The sequence below is a fragment of the Methylobacterium organophilum genome, assembly GCF_022533465.1.
Lineage (GTDB): Bacteria > Pseudomonadota > Alphaproteobacteria > Rhizobiales > Beijerinckiaceae > Methylobacterium > Methylobacterium organophilum.
The window spans coordinates 3,297,264-3,316,410 of record NZ_CP092848.1; the positions used below are offsets into that span (position 1 = coordinate 3,297,264).

Annotated in this window: 18 protein-coding genes and 1 other RNA gene; 3 read left to right on the top strand and 16 right to left on the bottom strand. The window is 69.5% G+C overall.

What is annotated here, in order from left to right:
• Window positions 1-362: 362 nt before the first annotated feature.
• From MMB17_RS15390 to MMB17_RS15460, 15 genes are all read right to left on the bottom strand, one after another.
• A complete protein-coding gene (locus MMB17_RS15390; protein WP_241099402.1) occupies window positions 363-1,376 on the bottom strand; it encodes a peptidoglycan -binding protein in 1,014 nt (337 codons plus the stop codon).
• A 5-nt stretch (window positions 1,377-1,381) separates the two neighbouring features.
• Window positions 1,382-2,359: a MotA/TolQ/ExbB proton channel family protein gene (locus MMB17_RS15395; RefSeq protein WP_238312975.1), complete on the bottom strand. Its 978-nt coding sequence runs from the start codon at window positions 2,357-2,359 to the stop codon at window positions 1,382-1,384.
• Window positions 2,360-2,487: 128 nt separating this feature from the next.
• Window positions 2,488-3,309, bottom strand: a complete 822-nt coding sequence (locus MMB17_RS15400) for a TIGR00282 family metallophosphoesterase (RefSeq protein WP_238312973.1) — start codon at window positions 3,307-3,309, stop codon at window positions 2,488-2,490.
• Window positions 3,310-3,313: 4 nt separating this feature from the next.
• On the bottom strand, window positions 3,314-3,907 hold the full coding sequence (locus tag MMB17_RS15405) for a 5-formyltetrahydrofolate cyclo-ligase (RefSeq protein WP_241099404.1): 594 nt from the start codon (window positions 3,905-3,907) through the stop codon (window positions 3,314-3,316).
• Window positions 3,897-4,053: non-coding RNA, 6S RNA (gene ssrS / locus MMB17_RS15410), on the bottom strand. The genes MMB17_RS15405 and ssrS overlap by 11 nt, the downstream gene beginning before the upstream one ends.
• Window positions 4,054-4,101: 48 nt before the next feature.
• Window positions 4,102-4,482, bottom strand: a complete 381-nt coding sequence (locus tag MMB17_RS15415; protein WP_238312969.1) for a cell division protein ZapA — start codon at window positions 4,480-4,482, stop codon at window positions 4,102-4,104.
• A 46-nt stretch (window positions 4,483-4,528) separates the two neighbouring features.
• Window positions 4,529-5,371, bottom strand: coding sequence for a DUF1194 domain-containing protein (locus MMB17_RS15420; RefSeq protein ID WP_241099405.1), 843 nt, complete (start codon window positions 5,369-5,371; stop codon window positions 4,529-4,531).
• A gap of 91 nt (window positions 5,372-5,462) precedes the next feature.
• On the bottom strand, window positions 5,463-5,864 hold the full coding sequence (locus tag MMB17_RS15425; protein WP_241099407.1) for a response regulator: 402 nt from the start codon (window positions 5,862-5,864) through the stop codon (window positions 5,463-5,465).
• A 216-nt stretch (window positions 5,865-6,080) separates the two neighbouring features.
• The gene (locus tag MMB17_RS15430) at window positions 6,081-6,254 is read right to left on the bottom strand and encodes a hypothetical protein (RefSeq protein ID WP_241099409.1); all 174 of its coding nucleotides are present in this window, start codon (window positions 6,252-6,254) and stop codon (window positions 6,081-6,083) included.
• Window positions 6,255-6,836: 582 nt separating this feature from the next.
• Window positions 6,837-7,568, bottom strand: a complete 732-nt coding sequence (pgl, locus tag MMB17_RS15435) for a 6-phosphogluconolactonase (RefSeq protein ID WP_241099410.1) — start codon at window positions 7,566-7,568, stop codon at window positions 6,837-6,839.
• Window positions 7,569-7,575: 7 nt separating this feature from the next.
• On the bottom strand, window positions 7,576-8,550 hold the full coding sequence (gene gnd, locus MMB17_RS15440) for a phosphogluconate dehydrogenase (NAD(+)-dependent, decarboxylating) (RefSeq protein ID WP_241099412.1): 975 nt from the start codon (window positions 8,548-8,550) through the stop codon (window positions 7,576-7,578).
• 74 nt (window positions 8,551-8,624) lie between these two features.
• Window positions 8,625-11,444, bottom strand: coding sequence for a bifunctional transaldolase/phosoglucose isomerase (locus MMB17_RS15445; protein ID WP_241099413.1), 2,820 nt, complete (start codon window positions 11,442-11,444; stop codon window positions 8,625-8,627).
• Between the two features lie 102 nt (window positions 11,445-11,546).
• Complete coding sequence (gene tkt, locus MMB17_RS15450; protein WP_241099414.1) at window positions 11,547-13,622, bottom strand: transketolase; 2,076 nt, start codon at window positions 13,620-13,622, stop codon at window positions 11,547-11,549.
• 63 nt (window positions 13,623-13,685) lie between these two features.
• On the bottom strand, window positions 13,686-15,515 hold the full coding sequence (locus MMB17_RS15455) for a glycoside hydrolase family 15 protein (RefSeq protein WP_241099416.1): 1,830 nt from the start codon (window positions 15,513-15,515) through the stop codon (window positions 13,686-13,688).
• Between the two features lie 149 nt (window positions 15,516-15,664).
• Entirely contained in the window at window positions 15,665-16,237 is a 573-nt protein-coding gene (locus tag MMB17_RS15460) for a hypothetical protein (protein ID WP_241099418.1), read from the bottom strand.
• Between the two features lie 195 nt (window positions 16,238-16,432).
• Here MMB17_RS15460 and MMB17_RS15465 point away from each other — a divergent pair, with 195 nt between their 5' ends.
• Both MMB17_RS15465 and MMB17_RS15470 read left to right on the top strand, forming a co-directional pair.
• Entirely contained in the window at window positions 16,433-17,020 is a 588-nt protein-coding gene (locus MMB17_RS15465; RefSeq protein ID WP_238312949.1) for an ANTAR domain-containing response regulator, read from the top strand.
• Window positions 17,017-18,033, top strand: coding sequence for a CmpA/NrtA family ABC transporter substrate-binding protein (locus MMB17_RS15470; RefSeq protein ID WP_241099419.1), 1,017 nt, complete (start codon window positions 17,017-17,019; stop codon window positions 18,031-18,033). Before MMB17_RS15465 ends, MMB17_RS15470 begins: the two co-directional genes overlap by 4 nt.
• Window positions 18,034-18,049: 16 nt before the next feature.
• Here the strand turns inward: MMB17_RS15470 and MMB17_RS15475 are convergent, their stop codons facing one another.
• The gene (locus tag MMB17_RS15475; protein WP_238312946.1) at window positions 18,050-18,349 is read right to left on the bottom strand and encodes a FliM/FliN family flagellar motor switch protein; all 300 of its coding nucleotides are present in this window, start codon (window positions 18,347-18,349) and stop codon (window positions 18,050-18,052) included.
• Between the two features lie 181 nt (window positions 18,350-18,530).
• Between MMB17_RS15475 and lipB the strand changes: the two genes are divergently transcribed.
• Complete coding sequence (gene lipB, locus MMB17_RS15480; RefSeq protein ID WP_241102210.1) at window positions 18,531-19,142, top strand: lipoyl(octanoyl) transferase LipB; 612 nt, start codon at window positions 18,531-18,533, stop codon at window positions 19,140-19,142.
• The last annotated feature ends 5 nt before the right edge of the window (window positions 19,143-19,147 follow it).

Genomic DNA, 19,147 nt, shown 5'->3' on the forward strand with positions numbered 1-19,147 from the left:
CGATCCCCGCGTTCTGCCGCCCGATTGTTTCCCGATTGTGTGGGAATAATGCCCACGCACGCGGGCAGGTGTCGATCCCATGGCCCTGCCGTGCGCGCTCGTAGCCTTTCCAGTCGATCGGCAAGGTCCGCGGCGCCTTTCCTCTCCCCCTGGGAGAGGTGGCCGCGAAGCGGACGGAGAGGGCAGCGAGGCTCCCAGCATCGCCCTCGGCCCACCCACTCCACCAAGCTTCGCGCGGTCCCCCTCACCCAGCCAGGGGGCGAGGAAAGGCGCCCCGTCCGGCATGCGCGGAGATCCGCGTCTCCGAGAGCCGCGTGGGTAAGGGAGCCCGGATCGACTGTTCCGGGCGCCCGGAACCCCTCTCAGCGCTCGGTGAGCTTCATCTCGATCCGGCGGTTGCGGGCATAGGCCTCGTCCGTCGTGCCGGTGTCGAGGGGCTGGAACTCGCCGAAGGCGCCGACCAGGAGGCGCTGGGGCGGGATGCCCCGGCCGCGCAGATACTGCACCACGGCGATGGCGCGGGCGGCGGAGAGCGCCCAGTTCGAGGGGAACTGCGCCGACTGGATCGGCCGGGCATCGGTATGGCCGTCGACCCGCAGCACCCAGGGGATGTCCGCGGGGATCTCCTTGGCGATGTCGAGGATGGCGCCGGCGATCCGGTCGAGCTCCGGCCCGGCCTCCGGCTTCAGCGCCGCGGAGCCCACCGCGAACAGCACCTCCGATTGCAGCACGAAGCGGTCGCCGACGACGCGGATGTCCGAGCGGCTGCCGATGATCTGGCGCAGGCGCCCGAAGAAGTCGGAGCGGTAGCGGGCCAGTTCCTGCACCCGCTGGGCGAGCGCCACGTTCAGGCGGCTGCCGAGCTCGGCGATGCGGGCCTGGCTCTCCCGGTCCCGGGTCTCGGAGGCGGCCAGCGCGTCCTCCAGGGCGGCGAGCTGCCGGCGCAGGGCCCGGATCTGCTCGTTGAGCACGTCGATCTGGTTCTGCGCCCGCGTCGTGGCGCCCCGCTCGGCGGCGAGCTGCTTGTCCGCGTCCTCGGACCTGCCCTGGGCGGCGCTCGCCGCATCGGCCATGGCCTGCAGGCGGTCGCGCTCGTTCTCCGTGCCGGTCAGCGTCGAGCGCAGCTGGTCGAGTTCGTCCTCCTTGGCGCGCCGGTTCGAGCGCTCCAGGGCGAGCAGATCGGTGAGGTCGGCGATCTGCCGGTTGAGCCGGGTCAGCACCGCGTCCCGCCCGGTCAGCTCCTGCGACAGGAAGAACTGGCCGACCACGAAGATGGTCAGCAGGAACACGACCGAGAGCAGCAGCGTAGCGAGCGCGTCGACATAGCCCGGCCAGACGTTCAGGCCGCGATGGGAGCGCGCGCGGGCGGAGGCCATGGGCGCTACTCGACCTTCTCGCGGGCGAGGCGGTCGAGCACCTGCTTCAGCTCGCGCTCGCGGGTCGCCTGGGCCTCGACCCAGTCGCGGATCATCTGCTGCTCCGCCCGCATGTGCTGCACGAGCCCCTGGATGCCCTCGGCGAGGTTGGTCATGGCCTGGGTCGCGGCCCGGCCGCCGGTGCCCTCGGCCACCACGGCGGAGAGGCGGTCCACCGCCTCCTTGAGGGCGCGGGCCGCCTCCGGATCCTGGGCGGAGACGCCGCCGCCGGCCGAGAGCGCGACCTGCGGCTCGCCGGAGACGAGCCAGTCCTCGAGCTCGTTGTGGAAGCGGGCATGGGCCTGGCCCGCCTGCAGGTCGAGGAAGCCGACCACCAGGGAGCTCGACAGGCCGAACAGCGAGGCGGAGAAGGCGAGGCCGATGCCGGAGAGGGGCACGGCGAGGCCGTTCTTGAGTTCGTCGAACATCACCGCGGCGTCCCCGCCGCCGCGCATCGAGGTGATGACCCCGCCCACCGCCGAGAGCGTGTCGATCAGGCCCCAGAAGGTGCCGAGCAGGCCGAGCAGGATGAGGATGCCGGCGATGTAGCGCAGGATCTCGCGGCCCTCGTCGAGGCGCGCATGGGCGGTGTCGAGGAGCGCCCGCGTGCCGGTGAGCGTGGTGCCCTCGCGCCGCGCCAGGATCGCGGGCTTGAGCGGGTCGAGCAGCGCCGGCCGCGCCCGGTCGGTGGGCGCGCCGGAAGCGACGGCGTTGACGTAGCCGACCTCGCGATAGAGCCGGACCACCTGCCCGAAGGCGAGCAGGACGGCGATGAGCAGCACGCCCAGGATCAGGCCGTTGAGGCCGGGATTGGCCAGGAAGGCCGGGGTGATCTGCTTGAACAGGACGAAGGCCAGGAACCCGACCAGGATCAGGAACACCAGCATCCGCACGAGATAGATCGTGGGTTTGGCGAGGGGCGAGGACGCGGGACGGGCCGCCATCGGGTTGCTACTCTCGTCCGGGCCGCTTCGCGGGGAGCCGCCGCTCCTGGTTTCGGTCGGGGCGCACTCTGTCGTGTGCCTCCCGCCCGATCAAGCGACCCGGCCTTCCGCATCGCCGCGGGGAAGGCTCAATCCCAGGCTTCCGGCCAGGTTTCCGCGAGGTGCGGCCCCAGGCGCACAGGCCAGACCGCCTTGGCGAGACCCGTGGAATCGTCGGTCTCGACCGCGATGCCGCAGAGGGTGCCTTCGCCCTGCGCGGTCTCGAGCCGGCTGCCCGGCGTCTTCTGCAGGAAGCGGCGAATCGGCTCGTCCTTCTGCATGCCGAGCACGGAATCGTAGTCCCCGCACATGCCGGCATCCGAGAGATAGGCGGTGCCGCCCGGCAGGATGCGGTGGTCGGCGGTCGGGGTATGGGTATGCGTGCCCACCACCAGGCTCGCCCGCCCGTCGAGGAAATAGCCGAAGGCCTGCTTCTCGCTCGTCGCCTCCGCGTGGAAATCGACGATCACCGCATCCGCCGCCTCGCGCAGGGGGCAGGCGGAGAGCGCCTTGTCGGCGGCGGTGAAGGGGTCGTCCAGGGGATCGATGAAGATGCGGCCCATGGCGTTGACCACGAGCACCCGGGCGCCCTTGGCCGTCTCGATCACCGCCGCGCCGCGCCCGGGCGTGCCGGGCGGGTAATTGGCCGGGCGGATCAGGTGCGGCTGGCGCTCGATGAAGACGAGGGCCTCGCGCTGGTCGAAGGAATGGTTGCCCAGCGTCACCACGTCGGCGCCGGCCTGGAGGATCTCGTCGCAGATCGCCTCCGTGATGCCGAAGCCGCCGGCGGCGTTCTCGCCGTTCACCACCACGCAGTCGAGGCGCCAGCGCTCGCGCAGCGCGGGCAGGCGGTCGGCCACCACCCGCCGTCCGGGGCGGCCGACGACGTCACCGAGGAAGAGGAGGCGCATGGGATCAGTCCCGCTGGAGCGGGACGGGCCCGGTCTCGGTGATCATGTGGTCGAGGGGCCGGTCATGCGGCTCGGCGGGCACGTGTTCGATCTCCTGGACGGAGAAGGCGACGCCGATGGTGAGCACCGGCCCGTTGCCGGAGAGGCGGGCGATCGCCTTGTCGTAATAGCCCGCGCCGTAGCCGATGCGCTGTCCGCGCCGGTCGAAGGCGGCGAGGGGCACGATCAGGGCGGTGGGATCGAGGGGCGGCAGGTCGTCCCGCGGCTCGCTCAGGCCGAAGCCGCCGGGCACCAGCGCCTCGCCGGCCTTCCACTCGCGGAAGACGAGGCCGTCCGGCGTCACCTTGGGCAGCGCCACCCGCTGGCCGCGGGCGAAAAGCCGCTCGATCAGGGGGCGGGGATCGATCTCGGAGCGGATCGGCCAGAAGGCGCCGACGATCGCGGCCTCCGCCAGGGCGGGGATCGTCATCACCGTCTCGGCGACGGCGACCGAGCCCGCCGCGCGTGCCTCCGGATCGAGGGCATCGCGCCGGGCCAGCGCCGCCTTGCGCAGCTCGGCCTTGCGGGAACGGTGGGGGGAGGTGGTGTGCGGAGCCACGTGAGCCGTTGGAGTGTCGATCCCGGGAAACCTACAGAGTAGGTGGGCGCCGTGTTGGCCAAGTCCACGGACGAGGCCAGGTACAGCTCCCTAGGGAGTCGATAAGGCCCCGGGGAAAGTTCTCCTGACGAACTCTGCAGCCCCGCCCGGCAGATGTAGACGCGCGGACCGTCCCGCGCCAGGGGCGGCGGGCCTCATGCGGCGGAATTTCCCGGCTGTGTCCGCCCGAGGGCCCGGGCAAGGCGCTCGATCCGCTCGGCCGTGCCGCTGATCCCCTCGGCGAGGCTCGCCCGCTCGGCCTCCTGCGCCGCCTCGACCGCCTTGGCGGCGCCGCGCAGATGCTTCGCCTCCGCCTCGAGGGCGGCCATCCGGCGCTTCAGCTCGGCCAGCTCGTCCGAGACGGTGAGCGCCGCCATCACGTGCAGGCGCATGTCGCCGATCTCGCCGAAGGCCTTGCGCATCTCGGCGACCCGGGCATCGAAGCCGGCGGCGAGCGCCGCGAGGTGCTCCTCCTCTCCCTCGCCGCAGGCCATGCGGTAGGTCTTTCCGGCGATGACGACGTTCACATGGGGCATCGGCCTCTCCCGAGCTCTGTTTCCTTCCCCGGCGACCCGCGGCCGCTCAGCGGCTCACCACGTTGGTCGGGGGGAGGCCGCGATCGGGGGCGATCTTAAGCCCGCTGATCTCCAGGACGAATTTCTGGCGCAGCGCCCGGGCGAAATCGCCGTAGCCCTGGGCGGCGAGCAGGAAGGCGCCGGGACCCGCCACCACGTGCTCGCGGTACCAGGCGTCGAGGGTGGTGCCGTCCCGATCGGCCTGCTTCGGGAGTTCACGCAGGCCATAGCCCGGCGCCCGGAAGGCGCCGACGCCGACCACGTCGTTCTCCCCCGGCACCAGGATCGGCAGGCCGTTCACGGTGGTGCCGGCCTGGACCAGGCTCTGGCGCTGCTCGCGGATGTCGTCCGTGTCGGTGCAGTTGTCGATGCCGTCGCCGGACACGTCGACGACGGTGCGGTCGGCGGGCACCGGCAGGGCGGGCAGGACCGTCGCGGCGACGGTGCGCATCATCCGGCCGATGCAGGTGAATTCCCCCGGCTGACGCGGCACCGCCCGCACCAGCCGGGCGGCGGCTTGCGCCTCCGCCTTCGAGGCGATCCGGCGCCAGCCCACGGCCAGCCTCGCGGTGTCGGCCCAGGCGACCATGGCGAAGGCGATGCCGCCGCTCGCCTCGATCGAAGCCAGGACCTGCGCGTCCTCCAAAGCCCCAGCAATCCCCTCCATCTGCAGGCGGTAGCGGGTCTCGTCCACCGAGCCCGAGACGTCGACCGAGACGACGAGGGCGGTACCTACGCTGTCCGTGGCCTCCGCCGCGCGAGGAGCTTCGTCGCCAAGCAGGATCGCGGCGCATGCATACGCCGGCAAAAGGCAGCGCAGACCGCCCCGTTTTCCGATCCCGATCGTCATCCGCCTCTGGTCCGTTTCCTCGCGGGCGGATGCTAGAGCACGTGGCATGGCGGAGCCAGGGCGAGCGTAGCCGCCATCACCGTGATCCCCGTCAGCTCAGGCCTTCCCAGCCATTGCCGACGCCGAGGCTCCGCGCGCCGTCGAGGAGCTTCATCGAGCGGCAGGGCTTCAGGAAGAGCAGGCTGTTCTCGACCGGGCGGGGCGCCTTGTTGTCATAGCCGGTGACATAGATCACCGGCAGGGAGGGCCGGGCCTCCCGCGCCCGCTCGGCAATGTCCCAGCCGTCGATCGAACCGGGGAGGCGGATATCGGTGAGCAGGAGGTCGATGGGTGTCGGCCCATTCAAGAGAGCGAGGGCCTGCTCCCCATCGCTCGCCGAGACCGTCTCGTAACCGGCATCTCCGAAAGCGGCGATCGTGACCTCCAGGAGCAGGTCGGCATCCTCGACGATCAGCACTCTTGGCTTGCGCGTGACGGTGAGCGACCGCTCCATTCGAAATTGAACTCCCCCGTCCGAAACACGCGTCAGTTTGCCCAGTTTCGAGGGGGCTGCAATCTCTTTTGGGTCAGCGCGAGCGCATGCTCTGCGGTCCGATCAACCCCGTTTCTGCGGTGAGAGCCGATCCGGTCCGGCCGCATCAGGCTGTAGCGTCGGATCCTCATCCCGATGCATCGTCTTTCGGCGCTTCGGCCTTTTTCGCCGGCCCCTCTAGCGAACCGATACCGGCGGCTGCGGCCGCTTGTGCGCGGCAGCCTTCTTCGTCGCGACAGCGGTCTCGGGCCGTTGGAGATCGAATTCAGTGAGATCCTGCTCGAGGACGGGAAGGGTTTCCAGCTGGAACGGCCTCGCCGGCTCCGCGGAGATCGCCGCGGGTTCGGCCACGGCAGGATCCGAAGCCACGGGGGCAGGAACCGATATCGGAGCGGCAGGAGTCTCGGGCTGCATCGGGGCCAGGGACATCTCGTACCCCGGGGGAGGGGGCGCCACGATCCGCATGGGCATGGGCGCCACCGCCACCTTCGGGGTCGGGATCGCGGCCGCCGAACGGGGAACAGGCTGTCTCTGGAGCAGCAAGGCGACCAGCAAGCTGGATGTTGCCGCGGTCACCGCGAGCAGGGCAGCAAGCCAGCGCTTCGCCCGGATCGCTCCGCTTCCATCCAGGGAGCGCAGCGGCCCCGGGTATAGGCCACGTCGACGAGTCAGACGGAGGCCGCCGATCCGCCTTCCGCCCCCGTGAGCGGCTTCCTCATCTCCGATGCCCATGGCCCGGCCTCCTAATCGCCGAAAGCCGTTCACGAGCTGGAAGGATCCGCGGCGAAAATGAGGCAACCCAGCCTCGACCTTGAGTTTCCCCCGCAATTCAAAGCTGAGAAGTGAATGCGGCCTGACGGATTCGATGGGCAGCACACCAGGGCAGGATCGCGTCCCGTGCGAAAGGTGCGTCAGGGAGGCGTCGGTCCTTGTTCAGGCGTCCGCGGCATCCCGATCGATCAGCCAAGTCAGCCTGCCCTGGCTCATGACGTGACGGGCGGGGAGATCCTCGCCCTCAGCCAAGCGACGCAGGGTCTCGCGCTTGCCCTTTCCGTTGACGAGGAACAGCACCTCCCGTGACGAAGCGAGCGCCGGAAAGGTGAGGGAGATGCGCGGCACGAAGGGTTCCATGCCGGCTTCGGGCACGGCCACAGCCCAGGCATCGCGCTCCTCCGTCTCGGGCTTGCCGGGGAACAGGGAAGCCGTGTGCCCATCCGTGCCGAGGCCGAGCAGCACGAGGTCGAAGAGCGGGCGTCGCGGATCGAGCCGGTCGGCGCCGTAATGGCCGCGAAGGGTTCCTTCGTAGGCGCGGGCGCCGGCCTCGGCTCCCTTCTCGGTCAGGATGAAGTGAAAGCGGCTCGCCGAGACCGGCTCGCCCGAGCCGAAGGCCTCGCGCACCATGCGGACATTGCTCAGGGGGTCGTCCCACGGCACGACCCGGTCGTCCCCGAAAAACCAGTCGATCTTGCGCCAAGGCACCCGGCCGAGGAATTCCCGGCTCGCCAGCAATTGGTAGAGACGCTTGGGCGTGGAGCCACCGGAGAGGCAGACCGACAGGCGTTCGCTGCCATCATTGACGCAGAGGGCGAGCAGGCGCTCGGCCGCCTCCCGCGCCGTCGCCTCGGCATCGGGTAGGAGTTGGGTGTTCTCGGGCAGGGGGATCATGCGGGCCTCATTTCGGCTCGACATGGCCACCGAAGCCCTTCCGCATCGCGGAGAGAAGCTTGTCGGCGAAGACCTCCTTCTCGCGGGAACGGAAGCGAGCATAGAGCGCCGCCGAGAGCACGGGTGCCGGTACGGCCTCCTCGACCGCGGCGTTGATGGTCCAGCGGCCCTCACCGGAATCCTGGACGTTGCCGGTGAAATGCTCCAGTTCGCCATCCGCAGCCAGCGCTTCGGCGGTCAGGTCGAGGAGCCAGGAGGAGACGACGCTGCCTCGGCGCCAGACCTCGGCGATCTCGGCCACGTTGAGGTCGAAACGGCGGTCTTCGGGCAGAGCCTCACTGGCCGCGTTCTTCAGGATGTCGAAGCCCTCCGCATAGGCCTGCATCAGCCCGTATTCGATGCCGTTATGGACCATCTTCACGAAATGGCCCGCGCCACTGCGGCCGGCATGGATATAGCCCTGTTCGGCACGGGGGTCGTGCTTGTCCCAGCCTTTGGTGCGGGGCGCATCGCCGAGGCCGGGTGCGAGGGTCCGGAAGATCGGGTCGAGCCGGTCGACGGCTTCCTTGTCGCCACCGATCATCATGCAATAGCCACGCTCCAGGCCCCAGACGCCGCCGGAGGTGCCGACATCGACGTAATGCAGGCCCTTTTCCTTCAGCGCGGCGGCCCGACGCACATCGTCGCCCCAGAATGAATTGCCGCCGTCGATGATCGTGTCGCCCTCGGCCATCAGGCCGGAGAGCTGCGTGACGGTCTCCTCCGTGATGGCACCGGCGGGCAGCATCACCCAGGCGGCACGCGGTGTCTCCAACTTGGCGACGAGATCCTCAAGGCTCGTGGCCGCGGTAGCGCCCTCCTTCTCCAGCATCGCCACCGCCTCGGTATTGCGGTCATAGACCACCGCCGTGTGCCCGTCCCGCAAGAGACGCCGGACGATGTTGCCGCCCATACGGCCGAGGCCGATCATGCCGAGTTGCATCGCGTCTCGCTCCTGTCCGGATATGCAGAGGGCCTTGTTCGGTCGCTCCCCGCGGCGGGGAGGGATGCGTGAAGCTACGCCACGGCCTCCTTGATGGCGGCGGCGATGCGCCTCAGCCCGGCTTCCACGTCGCCCTTGATATGGGCGCGCAGGGCCCGGCGGCCGCGCTCGGCCAGCACCGCGAAGTCGCCGCGGGCCTGGGCCGCGATCACCGTGCCGAAGCCGAGCTTGCGCCTAGGGATCGGCAAGTCGCTGGACGGATCAGCGGTGATCTGCAGGAAGACACCGCTCTCGGGGCCGCCCTTATAGGCTTGGCCAGTCGAGTGGAGAAAGCGCGGCCCAAATTCCAGACAGGTCGCCACCGCCTTCGCATCGCGCACGGCAAGGCGCGCCTCCTGCAGGATGCCGGCATGGCGCTCGTTGCGGGTCACGTAGGCGAGGAGCGCGACATAATCCCCGGCCTTCACCCGGGCGAGATGAGCGGCGAGGGCCGCCTCCAGCCCCTCCGACGCCTGGGAGAGCGCACCGGCATTGGCGGCGTCCGCGTAGAGGGCGATGGTTTCGTCCTCGAAGATCGGCGTCTCGGGCGGTAGCGCCCCGGTCTCCTCGGCTGCTGCGAAGAGCTTCTTCGTCTCGACCTTGCTCGCCTCGACGTCGGGCTGGTCGAAGGGATTGATGCCAAGGATCGCACCCGCGACCGCCGTGGCGATTTCGAAGCGGAAGAATTCCTGCGGCAGTTGCTCCTCGTCGACGAGCTTGATCGTGACGACCGGATGGCCCTCGCGCTCCAGCCCCTTCACGGCCTCGTCCTGCCGGGCGTCGGCCCGGCGGTCGAGGCGCAGATACACGAAGAAGCGGTCCTCACCGTAGACGGCGGGAACGTCCACGGGCTCGCCGTCGACCGGGATCAGGCCCTTGCCTTCCTTGCCAGTCGATTCCGCAATGAGCTGCTCAGCCCAGGCGCCGAAGCTGTCGATGCCGGGGGAGGCGATCACCGTCACCTTGTCGCGGCCCTGCTCGACCGCGGCCGTGCCGAGCGCGGTGCCGAGGATCACGCCGGGATTGTGGGCGGGCGGCACGGCGGGGCCGCAGGAGCGGACCATCGCGCGCGCCGTCTCCAGAAACGTTCGGATCTCGATGCCGCTCGCCGCCGCCGGCACCAGCCCGAAGGCCGAGAGCACGGAATAGCGCCCGCCGATCTGCGGCACGCCGAAGAAGATGCGGCGGAAGCCGTCGTCCTTAGCTGCCATCTCCATGGCGGAACCCGGGTCGGTCACGGCGACGAAATGGCGCCCGGCCTTCTCGCCGACGACATCCTTCATCCGGCCGAAGAAGTAGTCGCGGAACACGTTAGGCTCCAGCGTCGAGCCGGATTTCGAGGCGACGATGAAGAGCGTCGTCTCCAGGTTCACCGCGGCTTCGACAGCGCGGACCTCGTCCGGGTCGGTCGAGTCGAGGATACGGAGCTTGGGGAAGCCCTCGCGGGCGCCATAGGTCGCGGCGATCACGTCCGGGCCGAGGCTGGAACCGCCCATACCGAGCACCACGGCGTCGGTGAAGCCCTCGGCCTTGATCTCGGCGGCGAAGGTCTCGTACGCGCCGACATTCTCCAGCTCGTTCTCGACGATGCGCAGCCAACCGAGCCACTTGTCCTCGTCGCGGCCAGTCCAGACCGAGGTGTCATGCGCCCAAAGACGGCGGATCGCGCCGCTCTCGCGCCAGGATTCGAGGGCCTTGTCGGTCGCCGCCTGCAGCGGCTCGGGGAGCACGAGCGCCTGGCTGTCGAGGCGGGATCCGAGCAGGGCGGCGCGCTTGTCGGAGACCGCACCGAGCAGTTTGTCGGCGGCGTCCACGAAAAGCTGTACGCCCTCCTCGACGAGTTGGCGGGCGACCTCCTCGATGTCGATGCCGGCGTGCGTCAGTCGGGCCATCACCGCCTCGGCTTCCGGGATGCCCTCTTCCAGCGTGGCCCGGGCTTTGCCGTGGTCACGGAAGGCATCCATGGTCGCAGGCGGCATGGTGTTGACGGTGTCGGGCCCGATCAGCTCCTCGACGTAGAGCACATCGGAATAGGCCTTGTTCTTGGTGCCGGTGGAGGCCCAGAGCAGGCGTTGCGCCTTGGCGCCCTTGGCGGCCAGCGCCTCCCAGCGCTCGCCCGAGAACAGGCGCTTGTAGCGCTGGTAAGCGAGCTTGGCGTTGGCAATCGCGACCTTGCCTCTGAGGTCGTCGAAGCCGCCCTTCTCGTCGAGCTTCTTGTCGACGAGGCTATCGATGCGGCTGATGAAGAAGCTCGCCACGCTCGCGACCCGAGAAACGTCGCCGCCCTTGCCGGCAAACTCGGTGAGGCCGTCGATGAATGCGTTGGCGACCTCTTCGTAGGTCTCCTGCGAGAACAGCAGGGTGATGTTGATCGAGATGCCTTCCGCCGTGAGCTGGCGGATCGCCGGCAGGCCTTCGGGCGTGGCCGGCACCTTGACCATGAGGTTGTCGCGCTTCACCGCCGCGTGCAGCCGGCGCGCCTCGTCGAGGGTCGCCTGCGTGTCGAGGGCAAGGTAGGGCGAGACCTCCAGGCTGACATAACCGTCCGCGCCGTCGCTCGCCTCGTAGACGGGCCGGAGCACATCGGCCGCGTTCTGGATGTCCTCGATGGCGAGCCCCTCATAGAGGTCGATCACCCGGGCATCGCCTTGATCGAGGACGGTCTTGAGGCCATCGTCGTACTCGGCCGTATGGCCGATCGCCTTCTCGAAGATCGCCGGGTTGGAGGTGACGCCCCGCAGGCCGTCCTTCTCGACCAGCGCCTTCAGCTCCCCCTTAGCCAGGAAGCCGCGAGCCACGAAATCGAGCCAGACCGCCTGTCCGTGCTCGGTGAAGAGGGCCTTCAACGCACTCATCTCGGTCGTCCTCGCATCGTGTCTTGCATTTCCCGCCCGTAGAGAGGGGCGGACCGCCGCGCATCGCCCTCCCCCGCGGAGGGGGAGGGCCTTTCGCGCGTCCTATTTCCTGTGCCGGGCGAGCTGGTCGCGCGCCGCCTCCAGCACCTTCTCGGCGGTGAAGCCGAACTTGGTCAGCAGGTCCTTGATCGGGGCCGAGGCGCCGAAGGTGTGCATGCCGACAATCGCGCCGGAGGAACCGGCGTAGCGGTCCCAGCCGATGACGCTGCCCTGCTCGACCGCGACGCGGGCCAGCACCTCCGGAGGCAGCACGGAATTCCGGTAGGCCTCGTCCTGGCGCTCGAACAGGTCCCAGGACGGCATCGAGACCACGCGGGCCTTCACGCCCTCCGCCTTCAGAGTCTCGTAGGCCCCCACGCAGAGTTGCACCTCGGAGCCGGTACCGATCAGAATGATCTCCGGCGTGCCCTCGCAGTCGGCGAGCACGTAGGCGCCCTTGGCCACGCCCGCGGCACTTCCAAACTTCGAGCGGTCGAAGGTCGGAAGCGGCTGGCGCGAGAGCGCGAGCACTGCGGGCTGGTTCTTCAGCGTGAAGATCACCCGGTAGGCCTCGGCCACTTCGTTGGCGTCGGCCGGGCGGAGCGTCACCAGACCGGGGATCGCCCGCAGGGAGAGGATCTGCTCCACCGGCTGGTGGGTCGGTCCGTCCTCGCCCACGCCGATCGAGTCGTGCGTGAAAATGTGGAAGACCGGCAGCTCCATCAGCGAGGCGAGCCGGATCGGGGGCCGCATGTAATCGGCGAAGACCAGGAAGGTCGCGCCATAGGCCCGCAGGCCCACCAGCCCGAGCCCGTTCACGATCGATCCCATGGCATGCTCGCGCACGCCGAAATGGATGTTGCGCCCGCCCGGCTCGAAGGGCGTGAGCGAGCCGGCCCCCTCGAAGGTGAGGTTCGACTTGTTCGAGGGCGCGAGATCCGCCGAGCCGCCCAGGAGGAAAGGCACGTGCTTGGCGATGGCGTTGAGCACCTTGCCCGATGATTCGCGGGTGGCAAGGCCCTTGGCGTCGGCCTCGAAGACGGGGATGTCCTTGTCCCAACCTGCCGGCAGGCGGCCCTCGAAGAAGGCATCGAGGTCCTCCGCAAGGGCGGAATCGGCCTGCTTGGCCTCCGTCAGGAAGCCGTCCCACTGCGCATAGAGAGCCGCGCCACGCTTGCCGATGCCCTCGGCGAAGGTGTCGTAGACCCCGTCTGGCACCAGGAACTGCGCATCCTCCGGCCAGCCATAGGCGCGCTTGGCGCCCTTCACCTCGTCCTCGCCGAGGGCGTCGGAATGGGCTTTGGCCGTGTTCTGCTTCTTGGGCGCGCCGTAGCCGATGATCGAGTTGACGATGATCAGGGTCGGTCGGTCGGCGGATTGGAGGAAGGTCTCCAGGGAAGCGGCGATCGCGTCGACGTCGTTGGCGTCGGCGACCCGCAGCACCTGCCAGCCATAGGCGAGGAAGCGCGCCGCGACCTCCTCCGAGAAGGCCAGCGTGGTGTGGCCCTCGATGGTGATGGTGTTGTTGTCGTAGATCCAGCACAGGTTCGACAGGCGCAGGTGCCCGGCGATCGAGGCGGCCTCGGAGGCCACGCCCTCCATCAGGTCGCCGTCCGAGCAGATGGCGTAGACGTTGTAGTCGAACAGCGGCAGATCGGGCCGGTTCAAGCGCTCTCCGAGGAAGCGGCCGCCCATCGCCATGCCGACGGAGTTCGCCACACCCTGGCCGAGGGGGCCCGTAGTGGTCTCGACGCCGGTGGTGAAGTGGTACTCGGGATGGCCGGGGGTGCGGCTATCGATCTGGCGGAACTGCTTGATGTCGTCGAGACTCACAGCCGGGGCGTTGCCGCCGTCCTTCTCCGCCACCTTGGCGAGGTGGAGCAGGCCGTAGAGCAGCATCGAGGCGTGGCCCGCCGAGAGCACGAAGCGGTCGCGATTCGGCCAGTGCGGATGGGCCGGGTCATAGCGTAGGTAGCGGTTCCAAAGGGTGTAGGCCACGGGCGCCAGCGCCATCGGCGCGCCGGCATGGCCGGAATTAGCCTTCTGCACCGCATCGATCGCCAGCGTCCGGATCGTGTCGATCGCCAGCTTATCGGCCTCGTTGAGGCCCGTCTTCGCGGGGGTGTCTGCACCGCTCATCGATAAAATCCGTCTTTCGCCTGCCTTACGGCGTTGGGGCCGCCTGTAGCGCAGCCCCGCGTTTCACGACACCCCCGCAGCCTGGGCTGTCTTGTCGGTTCCACCGCCGCGTTCCTTCGCGGGGCCTGTCGCCCGGCTGTAATTGAGGATCGTGTTCACCAGGGCAACGTGCGTGAAGGCCTGCGGATAATTACCGACCATGCGTTTCTTGCGCACGTCGTACTCCTCGGAGGCGAGCCCGAGGTCGTTGCAGACCCCGATCAGGCGCTCGATGATCGCCCGCGCCTCGTCGCAGCGGCCGAGCCCGATCAGGTTGTCCGCGTACCAGAACGTGCAGGGCAGGAAGGCGCCCTCGTTGCCCGGCAGGCCGTCGGTCGAGGAATTCTCGGTCTCGTAGCGGAGCACGAAGCCTTCTCGCATGAGCTGGCGGCCGATCGCCTCGACGGTGCCGATCACCTTGGGATCGTCCTGCGGCAGGAAGCCCATATGGGCGACGAGCAGCAGGCTCGCGTCGAGGGCCTTGGAACCGTAGCTCTGCACGAAGCTGTTGAGTTCCGTATCGAAGCCTTTTTCGCAGACTTCGGCATGGATCTCGTCGCGGATGCGCTTCCAGTGGCCCACGGGGGCATTGGGCGCCTCGTCCTCGTTATGGCTGCGGATCGCCCGGTCGAAGGCGACCCAGGCCATCACCTTGGAATGCACGAAGTGCCGGCGGCCGCCGCGCACCTCCCAGATCCCCTCGTCGGGCTCGCGCCAAGCCGTTTCCAAGTGCTGCAGCAGGGCGCGGCCCACCCGCCAGCCATCCTTGTCGCCGAGCATGCCGCGGATGCGGGCTTGGTAGAGGGCATCGAACAGCTCGCCATACACGTCCAGCTGGAACTGGGAGATCGCCGCATTGCCGACGCGGACCGGCTTCGAGCCCTCGTAGCCCGGCAACCAGTCGAGCTCAATCTCGGGCAGCAGGCGCTCGCCAGCGATGCCGTAGAGGATATGCGCCTGTTCCGGGTTGCCGGCCACCGCCCGCAACAGCCAGTCGCGCCAAGCCCGCGCCTCGTCCAGGAAGCCCGAATCCATCAGCGCCAGCAGGGTGAAGGTCGAATCGCGCAGCCAGCAGAACCGGTAGTCCCAGTTGCGCACACCGCCGAGATCCTCCGGCAGGGAGGTGGTCGGCGCCGCCACGATGCCGCCGGTCGGCATGTAGGTGAGCGCCTTGAGCGTCAGCAGCGAGCGCTTGAGGAGGTCGTCCCAGGGCGTGCCCCCGGCGCAGTGGTTCGACCAGTCGCGCCAGAACCGGTTCGTGTCGGCGAGCACCCGGCGGGGCTCGATCGGGGGCGGATCCTCCTCGTGGGAGGCACCGTAGCTCAGCACGAAGCGGACGGTCTCGCCCTCATGCACCGTAAATTCGGAGACCGTGGTCTGGCCTGCGCCACGCAGGGGCGCATTGGTGCGCAGGACCACCTTGTGGGGCCCAGCGATGGCCCGCAGGTCCCCGAGCTCGTTGCGCGAGACCCAGGGAACGGCCGAGCCGTAGTCGAAGCGCACGGCGAGATCCATGCGCATGGCGACCTGGCCCTTCCGGCCCTCGACGAGGCGGATCAGGTGCGAGCCGTCGCCGGCGGGCATGTAGTCCGTGACGCGGACTTCGCCCTCGTGGGTCTTGTGGTAGGTCTCCAGAACCAACGTGCCGCTACGGTAGCGCCAGGAATGCTCGGCGGCCTTGGCGGTCGGGGCGAGCTTCCAGAAGCCGTGTTCCTCGGTTCCGAGCAGGGCGGCGAACAGGGCCGAGGCGTCGAAGCGCGGCCAGCAAAGCCAGTCGATGCTGCCGTCGCGGCCGACCAGGGCTGCCGTCCGGCAATCGCCGATCAGGGCGTAATCCTCGATCCGTCCCGCCATGACGTCTCCCGGAGCGCCGCGAGCCGCAACGGGTGTCGGACACGGCAAGCCTTGGCCGCAACACGTGGGATGCGGCGACGTTCCCGTGCGGATGCGCGGGGAATGCGCTAGCGCACACCGACCACCGTCACGGGCGGCGATCGGCCTGCTCAGCGCAGGCTCGGTACCAAGTCGACCACGGCGCTGCCGAGATTGACCGCACCGGTGCCGAGGGAGCGGGCGGCGCTCCAGACCGCGCTGGCGGTCGGCGCGAAGGGTAGGGCGCCCGTCGGCAGATCGGGCCCGGGCTCGCTGTCGGCGAGGCTGCGTTGCTCGGCCGCCGGCTCGGCGGCAGGTTTGGGAGCCGCGCCGCGGGCCAGATTGGTGTTGCGGCGGGTGCGCCGCGTGGCCGTGCGCACCGGCGCCGGACGCGCCGCGGCCTCGTCCGCCGTCGCGGCGAGACTCGGCGACGGATCCGGAAAAGCCCGGGCGAAGGCAGTTGCCGCCGGAATCGGCACCTCGGCCAGGGCGCCCGTGGTAGCCGGCTCGGTCAGCGTCATGCTCGGAGCGGGGCTGACCTGCGGCCGCTCGCGCATCCCGGCCTCCCGGGAGGGTTCCTGACAGAGGAAGGACAGGCCGGCGATCACCGCCGCGCTTAGCAGCGTCGGCAGGAAGGGGAGGGCGGCCGTGCGCCCCGTCGAGAACGTCTCCGTGACGGAGCGATCCGATCCAGGACTGCGCATCGGTACCCACCTCCGCTCTGGCCTTGCGTGCAGGAAGAGTTGGGACGCGTTTGCGGCGGAAGCTGGGCCGTTATGTCGCTGTTTGTAACGAATGCGCAGGCCGGGCACATCGCTTGCAGCAGGCACCTTGCGCGGACGCGGCGCAGCACGCTAACCGCGCCCTGGACGCCCCTTTCCCCGAGCCTTGCGGCCTCGATGACCGAGACCAGCCTCACCGTCGCCGTCGTCGACCCGAGCCACGTCCGCGCGGCCATCCTTGAGGAGGGACTGCGCGCGGCCGGCATCGGCAACGTCGTGGTCATTCCTGACGGCACCGACCTGCAGGCCCGCGTCGCCGCCCTCAAGCCCGACGTGGTCGTGATGCATCTGGAGAGCCCGAGCCGGGATATCCTGGAGCAGATGTCGAGCCTCAGTCGCCATGTCGAGCGGCCGGTGGCGATGTTCGTCGACCGCTCCGACCAGAGCATGATGCAGGCGGCAGTCGATGCCGGGATCTCGGCCTACGTCGTCGACGGCCTGCGCTCCGAGCGCATCCGGCCAATCCTCGATATCGCGATCCTGCGCTTCAACGCCTTCGCGCGGCTGCAGCGCGAATTGGAGGAGGCGCGCTCCGAGCTCGCCGACCGCAAGTTGATCGAGCGCGCCAAGGGGATCCTAATGACCCGCAAGGGCCTCTCGGAGGACGACGCCTACAAGCTCCTGCGCAAACAGGCCATGAACGAGAAGCGCAAGATCGTGGACATCGCCCGCGCCATCGTCACGGCGGCGGATCTGCTCGGATGAGCCTCGTCGTCGGATACGTCCCGCTCGCGGACGCCGCGCCCGTGATCGCCGCGGCGGAGCGCGGCTTCGCTCGGGCGGAGGGCCTCACCATCACCCTGTCGCAGGAGCCGTCCTGGGCCACCCTGCGCGACCGCCTGGCGCTCGGCCATCTCGATGCCGCCCACATGCTCGCGCCTCTGGCCATCGCCAGCGCCCTGGGGCGCTCCGGGCCGCAGGCCGATCTCTGCGTGCCGATGGCGCTCAACCGCAACGGCAACGCCATCACCCTGTCGAATCCCCTCTGGGCGGAGATGGCGCCGGCGAGCGAATCCCTCGACGACGTGGCGCAGGCCTTTGCCGGGATTGCCCGGGCGCGGGCGGAGGAGGGCCGCCCTCTCACCATCGGCACGGTGCATCCCTTCTCGAGCCACTCCTACCAGCTCCGGCTCTTCGCCGAACGGGGCGGGCTCGACCTGCGCCGGGCCCTGCGCCTCGTCGTGGTGCCACCGCCCAACACCGTGGAGGCACTGAAGCGCGGCATCATCGACGGCTTCTGCGTCGGCGCCCCCTGGAACAGCATCGCGGTCGAGGCCGGGATCGGGCGGATCGCGGCGCTCGGCTGTGCCATCGTGCCGGATTGCGCGGAGAAGGTTCTGGCCCTGCCCGCCTCGGAGGCGGAGGCGGGACTCGCTCTGGTGCGCGCGGTCCACCGGGCGGGCATCTGGTGCGCCGATCCGGGCAACCGCACCGAACTCGCCGCTCTCCTCGCCGACAGGGCCGGCCTCGGCCCGGACGCGGCGCTGCTCGCGCGGGTGCTGGCGGGGGCGCTGACCGTTGACGCGGGCGGCACGACTTGGTCCGAACCCGCCTATCTCCGCCTCGGCGCCGAGACCCACCGGCCCGAGCCCGACCAGGCGCGCTGGCTGGTGGAGCAGATGGCGGCCTGCGGCCAGATCGAGATGACGGCAGATGTCACCCAGAGGGCGACGGCGCTCTACCGGCCAGATCTATTCGCGGCCGCCCTGTCAGGCTGAGGCAGGGACAGCCGGCTCAGGCCAGCACCTCGCCGACGAGGGCCGAGGCCTCCTCGCCGATCGTCGCGCCGGGGGTGCGCACCAGTTCAGCCTTGCGGATCAGCTCGGTCACCTCCACGGAGATGCGGTTGCCGGTGACCACGATCTGCCCGCGGGCGATCGGGTGATCGTTGGCCAGGATCTCGACCATGTCCGTCTCGGTGGCGGCGAGCTCGATCACCGCGCCGCGGCCCATGCGCAGCAACATGTGCAGCGGCATCTGGCTGCGGCCGAGAACGACCTTGAGATCGACCTTGAGGTCTTCGAGAACCGCCACGCCTGCCGCCCGGGACGCCACCTGTGATATCGGGCCAGCATTCCTCGTGGATGGTGAAGCCTTGGTAAACGACGGCCCGATCTCCTCGCCCCGGCTCGCGGTGGCGCCCACCACCTTCTTGCCGCGCCCGGGCGCACCGCCGGTCGCCTGGCGGGTGAGCGACACCCTCGTCGATTACGAGATGGCAGTGGAGGCGATGGAGGCGCGGGCTTCGGCCATCGCGCGGGGCGAGGCCCGCGAGCTCGTCTGGCTTCTGGAGCATCCCCCGCTCTACACCGCGGGAACCTCGGCCAAGACCGCCGACCTCGTCGAGCCGGACCGCTTTCCCGTCCACCGCACCGGGCGGGGTGGGCAATACACCTATCACGGCCCGGGCCAGCGCATCGCCTACGTGATGCTCGACCTCAACCGCCGCCGGGCGGATCTGCGCGCCTACGTGGCGAGCCTGGAGGCCTGGATCATCGCCACGCTGGATGCCTTCAACGTGCGGGCCGAGCGGCGGGAGGACCGTGTCGGCGTCTGGGTGCGACGGCCGGAGAGAGGCGAGGCGGTCGAGGACAAGATCGCGGCGATCGGCATCCGGGTGAAGCGCTGGGTGAGCCTGCACGGGCTCAGCCTCAACGTGGAGCCGGATCTCTCCCATTTCACCGGCATCGTGCCCTGCGGCATCAGCCGGCACGGCGTGACGAGCCTGGCCGATCTCGGCCGGATCGTCTCGATGCCGGAGGTCGACATGGCCCTGCGCGCCGCCTTCGTGCCGATCTTCGGCACGACGCAGGACGAGGAGGGGTAAACCTC

Coding starts and splice junctions, on each gene's coding strand:
- MMB17_RS15395 (WP_238312975.1), bottom strand. CDS start 2,359: ATGGCGGCCCGTCCCGCGTCCTCGCCCCTCGCCAAACCCACGATCTAT.
- pgl (WP_241099410.1), bottom strand. CDS start 7,568: ATGATCCCCCTGCCCGAGAACACCCAACTCCTACCCGATGCCGAGGCG.
- tkt (WP_241099414.1), bottom strand. CDS start 13,622: ATGAGCGGTGCAGACACCCCCGCGAAGACGGGCCTCAACGAGGCCGAT.
- MMB17_RS15470 (WP_241099419.1), top strand. CDS start 17,017: ATGAGCCTCGTCGTCGGATACGTCCCGCTCGCGGACGCCGCGCCCGTG.
- MMB17_RS15445 (WP_241099413.1), bottom strand. CDS start 11,444: ATGAGTGCGTTGAAGGCCCTCTTCACCGAGCACGGACAGGCGGTCTGG.
- MMB17_RS15460 (WP_241099418.1), bottom strand. CDS start 16,237: ATGCGCAGTCCTGGATCGGATCGCTCCGTCACGGAGACGTTCTCGACG.
- MMB17_RS15420 (WP_241099405.1), bottom strand. CDS start 5,371: ATGACGATCGGGATCGGAAAACGGGGCGGTCTGCGCTGCCTTTTGCCG.
- MMB17_RS15415 (WP_238312969.1), bottom strand. CDS start 4,482: ATGCCCCATGTGAACGTCGTCATCGCCGGAAAGACCTACCGCATGGCC.
- MMB17_RS15425 (WP_241099407.1), bottom strand. CDS start 5,864: ATGGAGCGGTCGCTCACCGTCACGCGCAAGCCAAGAGTGCTGATCGTC.
- MMB17_RS15465 (WP_238312949.1), top strand. CDS start 16,433: ATGACCGAGACCAGCCTCACCGTCGCCGTCGTCGACCCGAGCCACGTC.
- lipB (WP_241102210.1), top strand. CDS start 18,531: ATGGCAGTGGAGGCGATGGAGGCGCGGGCTTCGGCCATCGCGCGGGGC.
- gnd (WP_241099412.1), bottom strand. CDS start 8,550: ATGCAACTCGGCATGATCGGCCTCGGCCGTATGGGCGGCAACATCGTC.
- MMB17_RS15390 (WP_241099402.1), bottom strand. CDS start 1,376: ATGGCCTCCGCCCGCGCGCGCTCCCATCGCGGCCTGAACGTCTGGCCG.
- MMB17_RS15455 (WP_241099416.1), bottom strand. CDS start 15,515: ATGGCGGGACGGATCGAGGATTACGCCCTGATCGGCGATTGCCGGACG.
- MMB17_RS15400 (WP_238312973.1), bottom strand. CDS start 3,309: ATGCGCCTCCTCTTCCTCGGTGACGTCGTCGGCCGCCCCGGACGGCGG.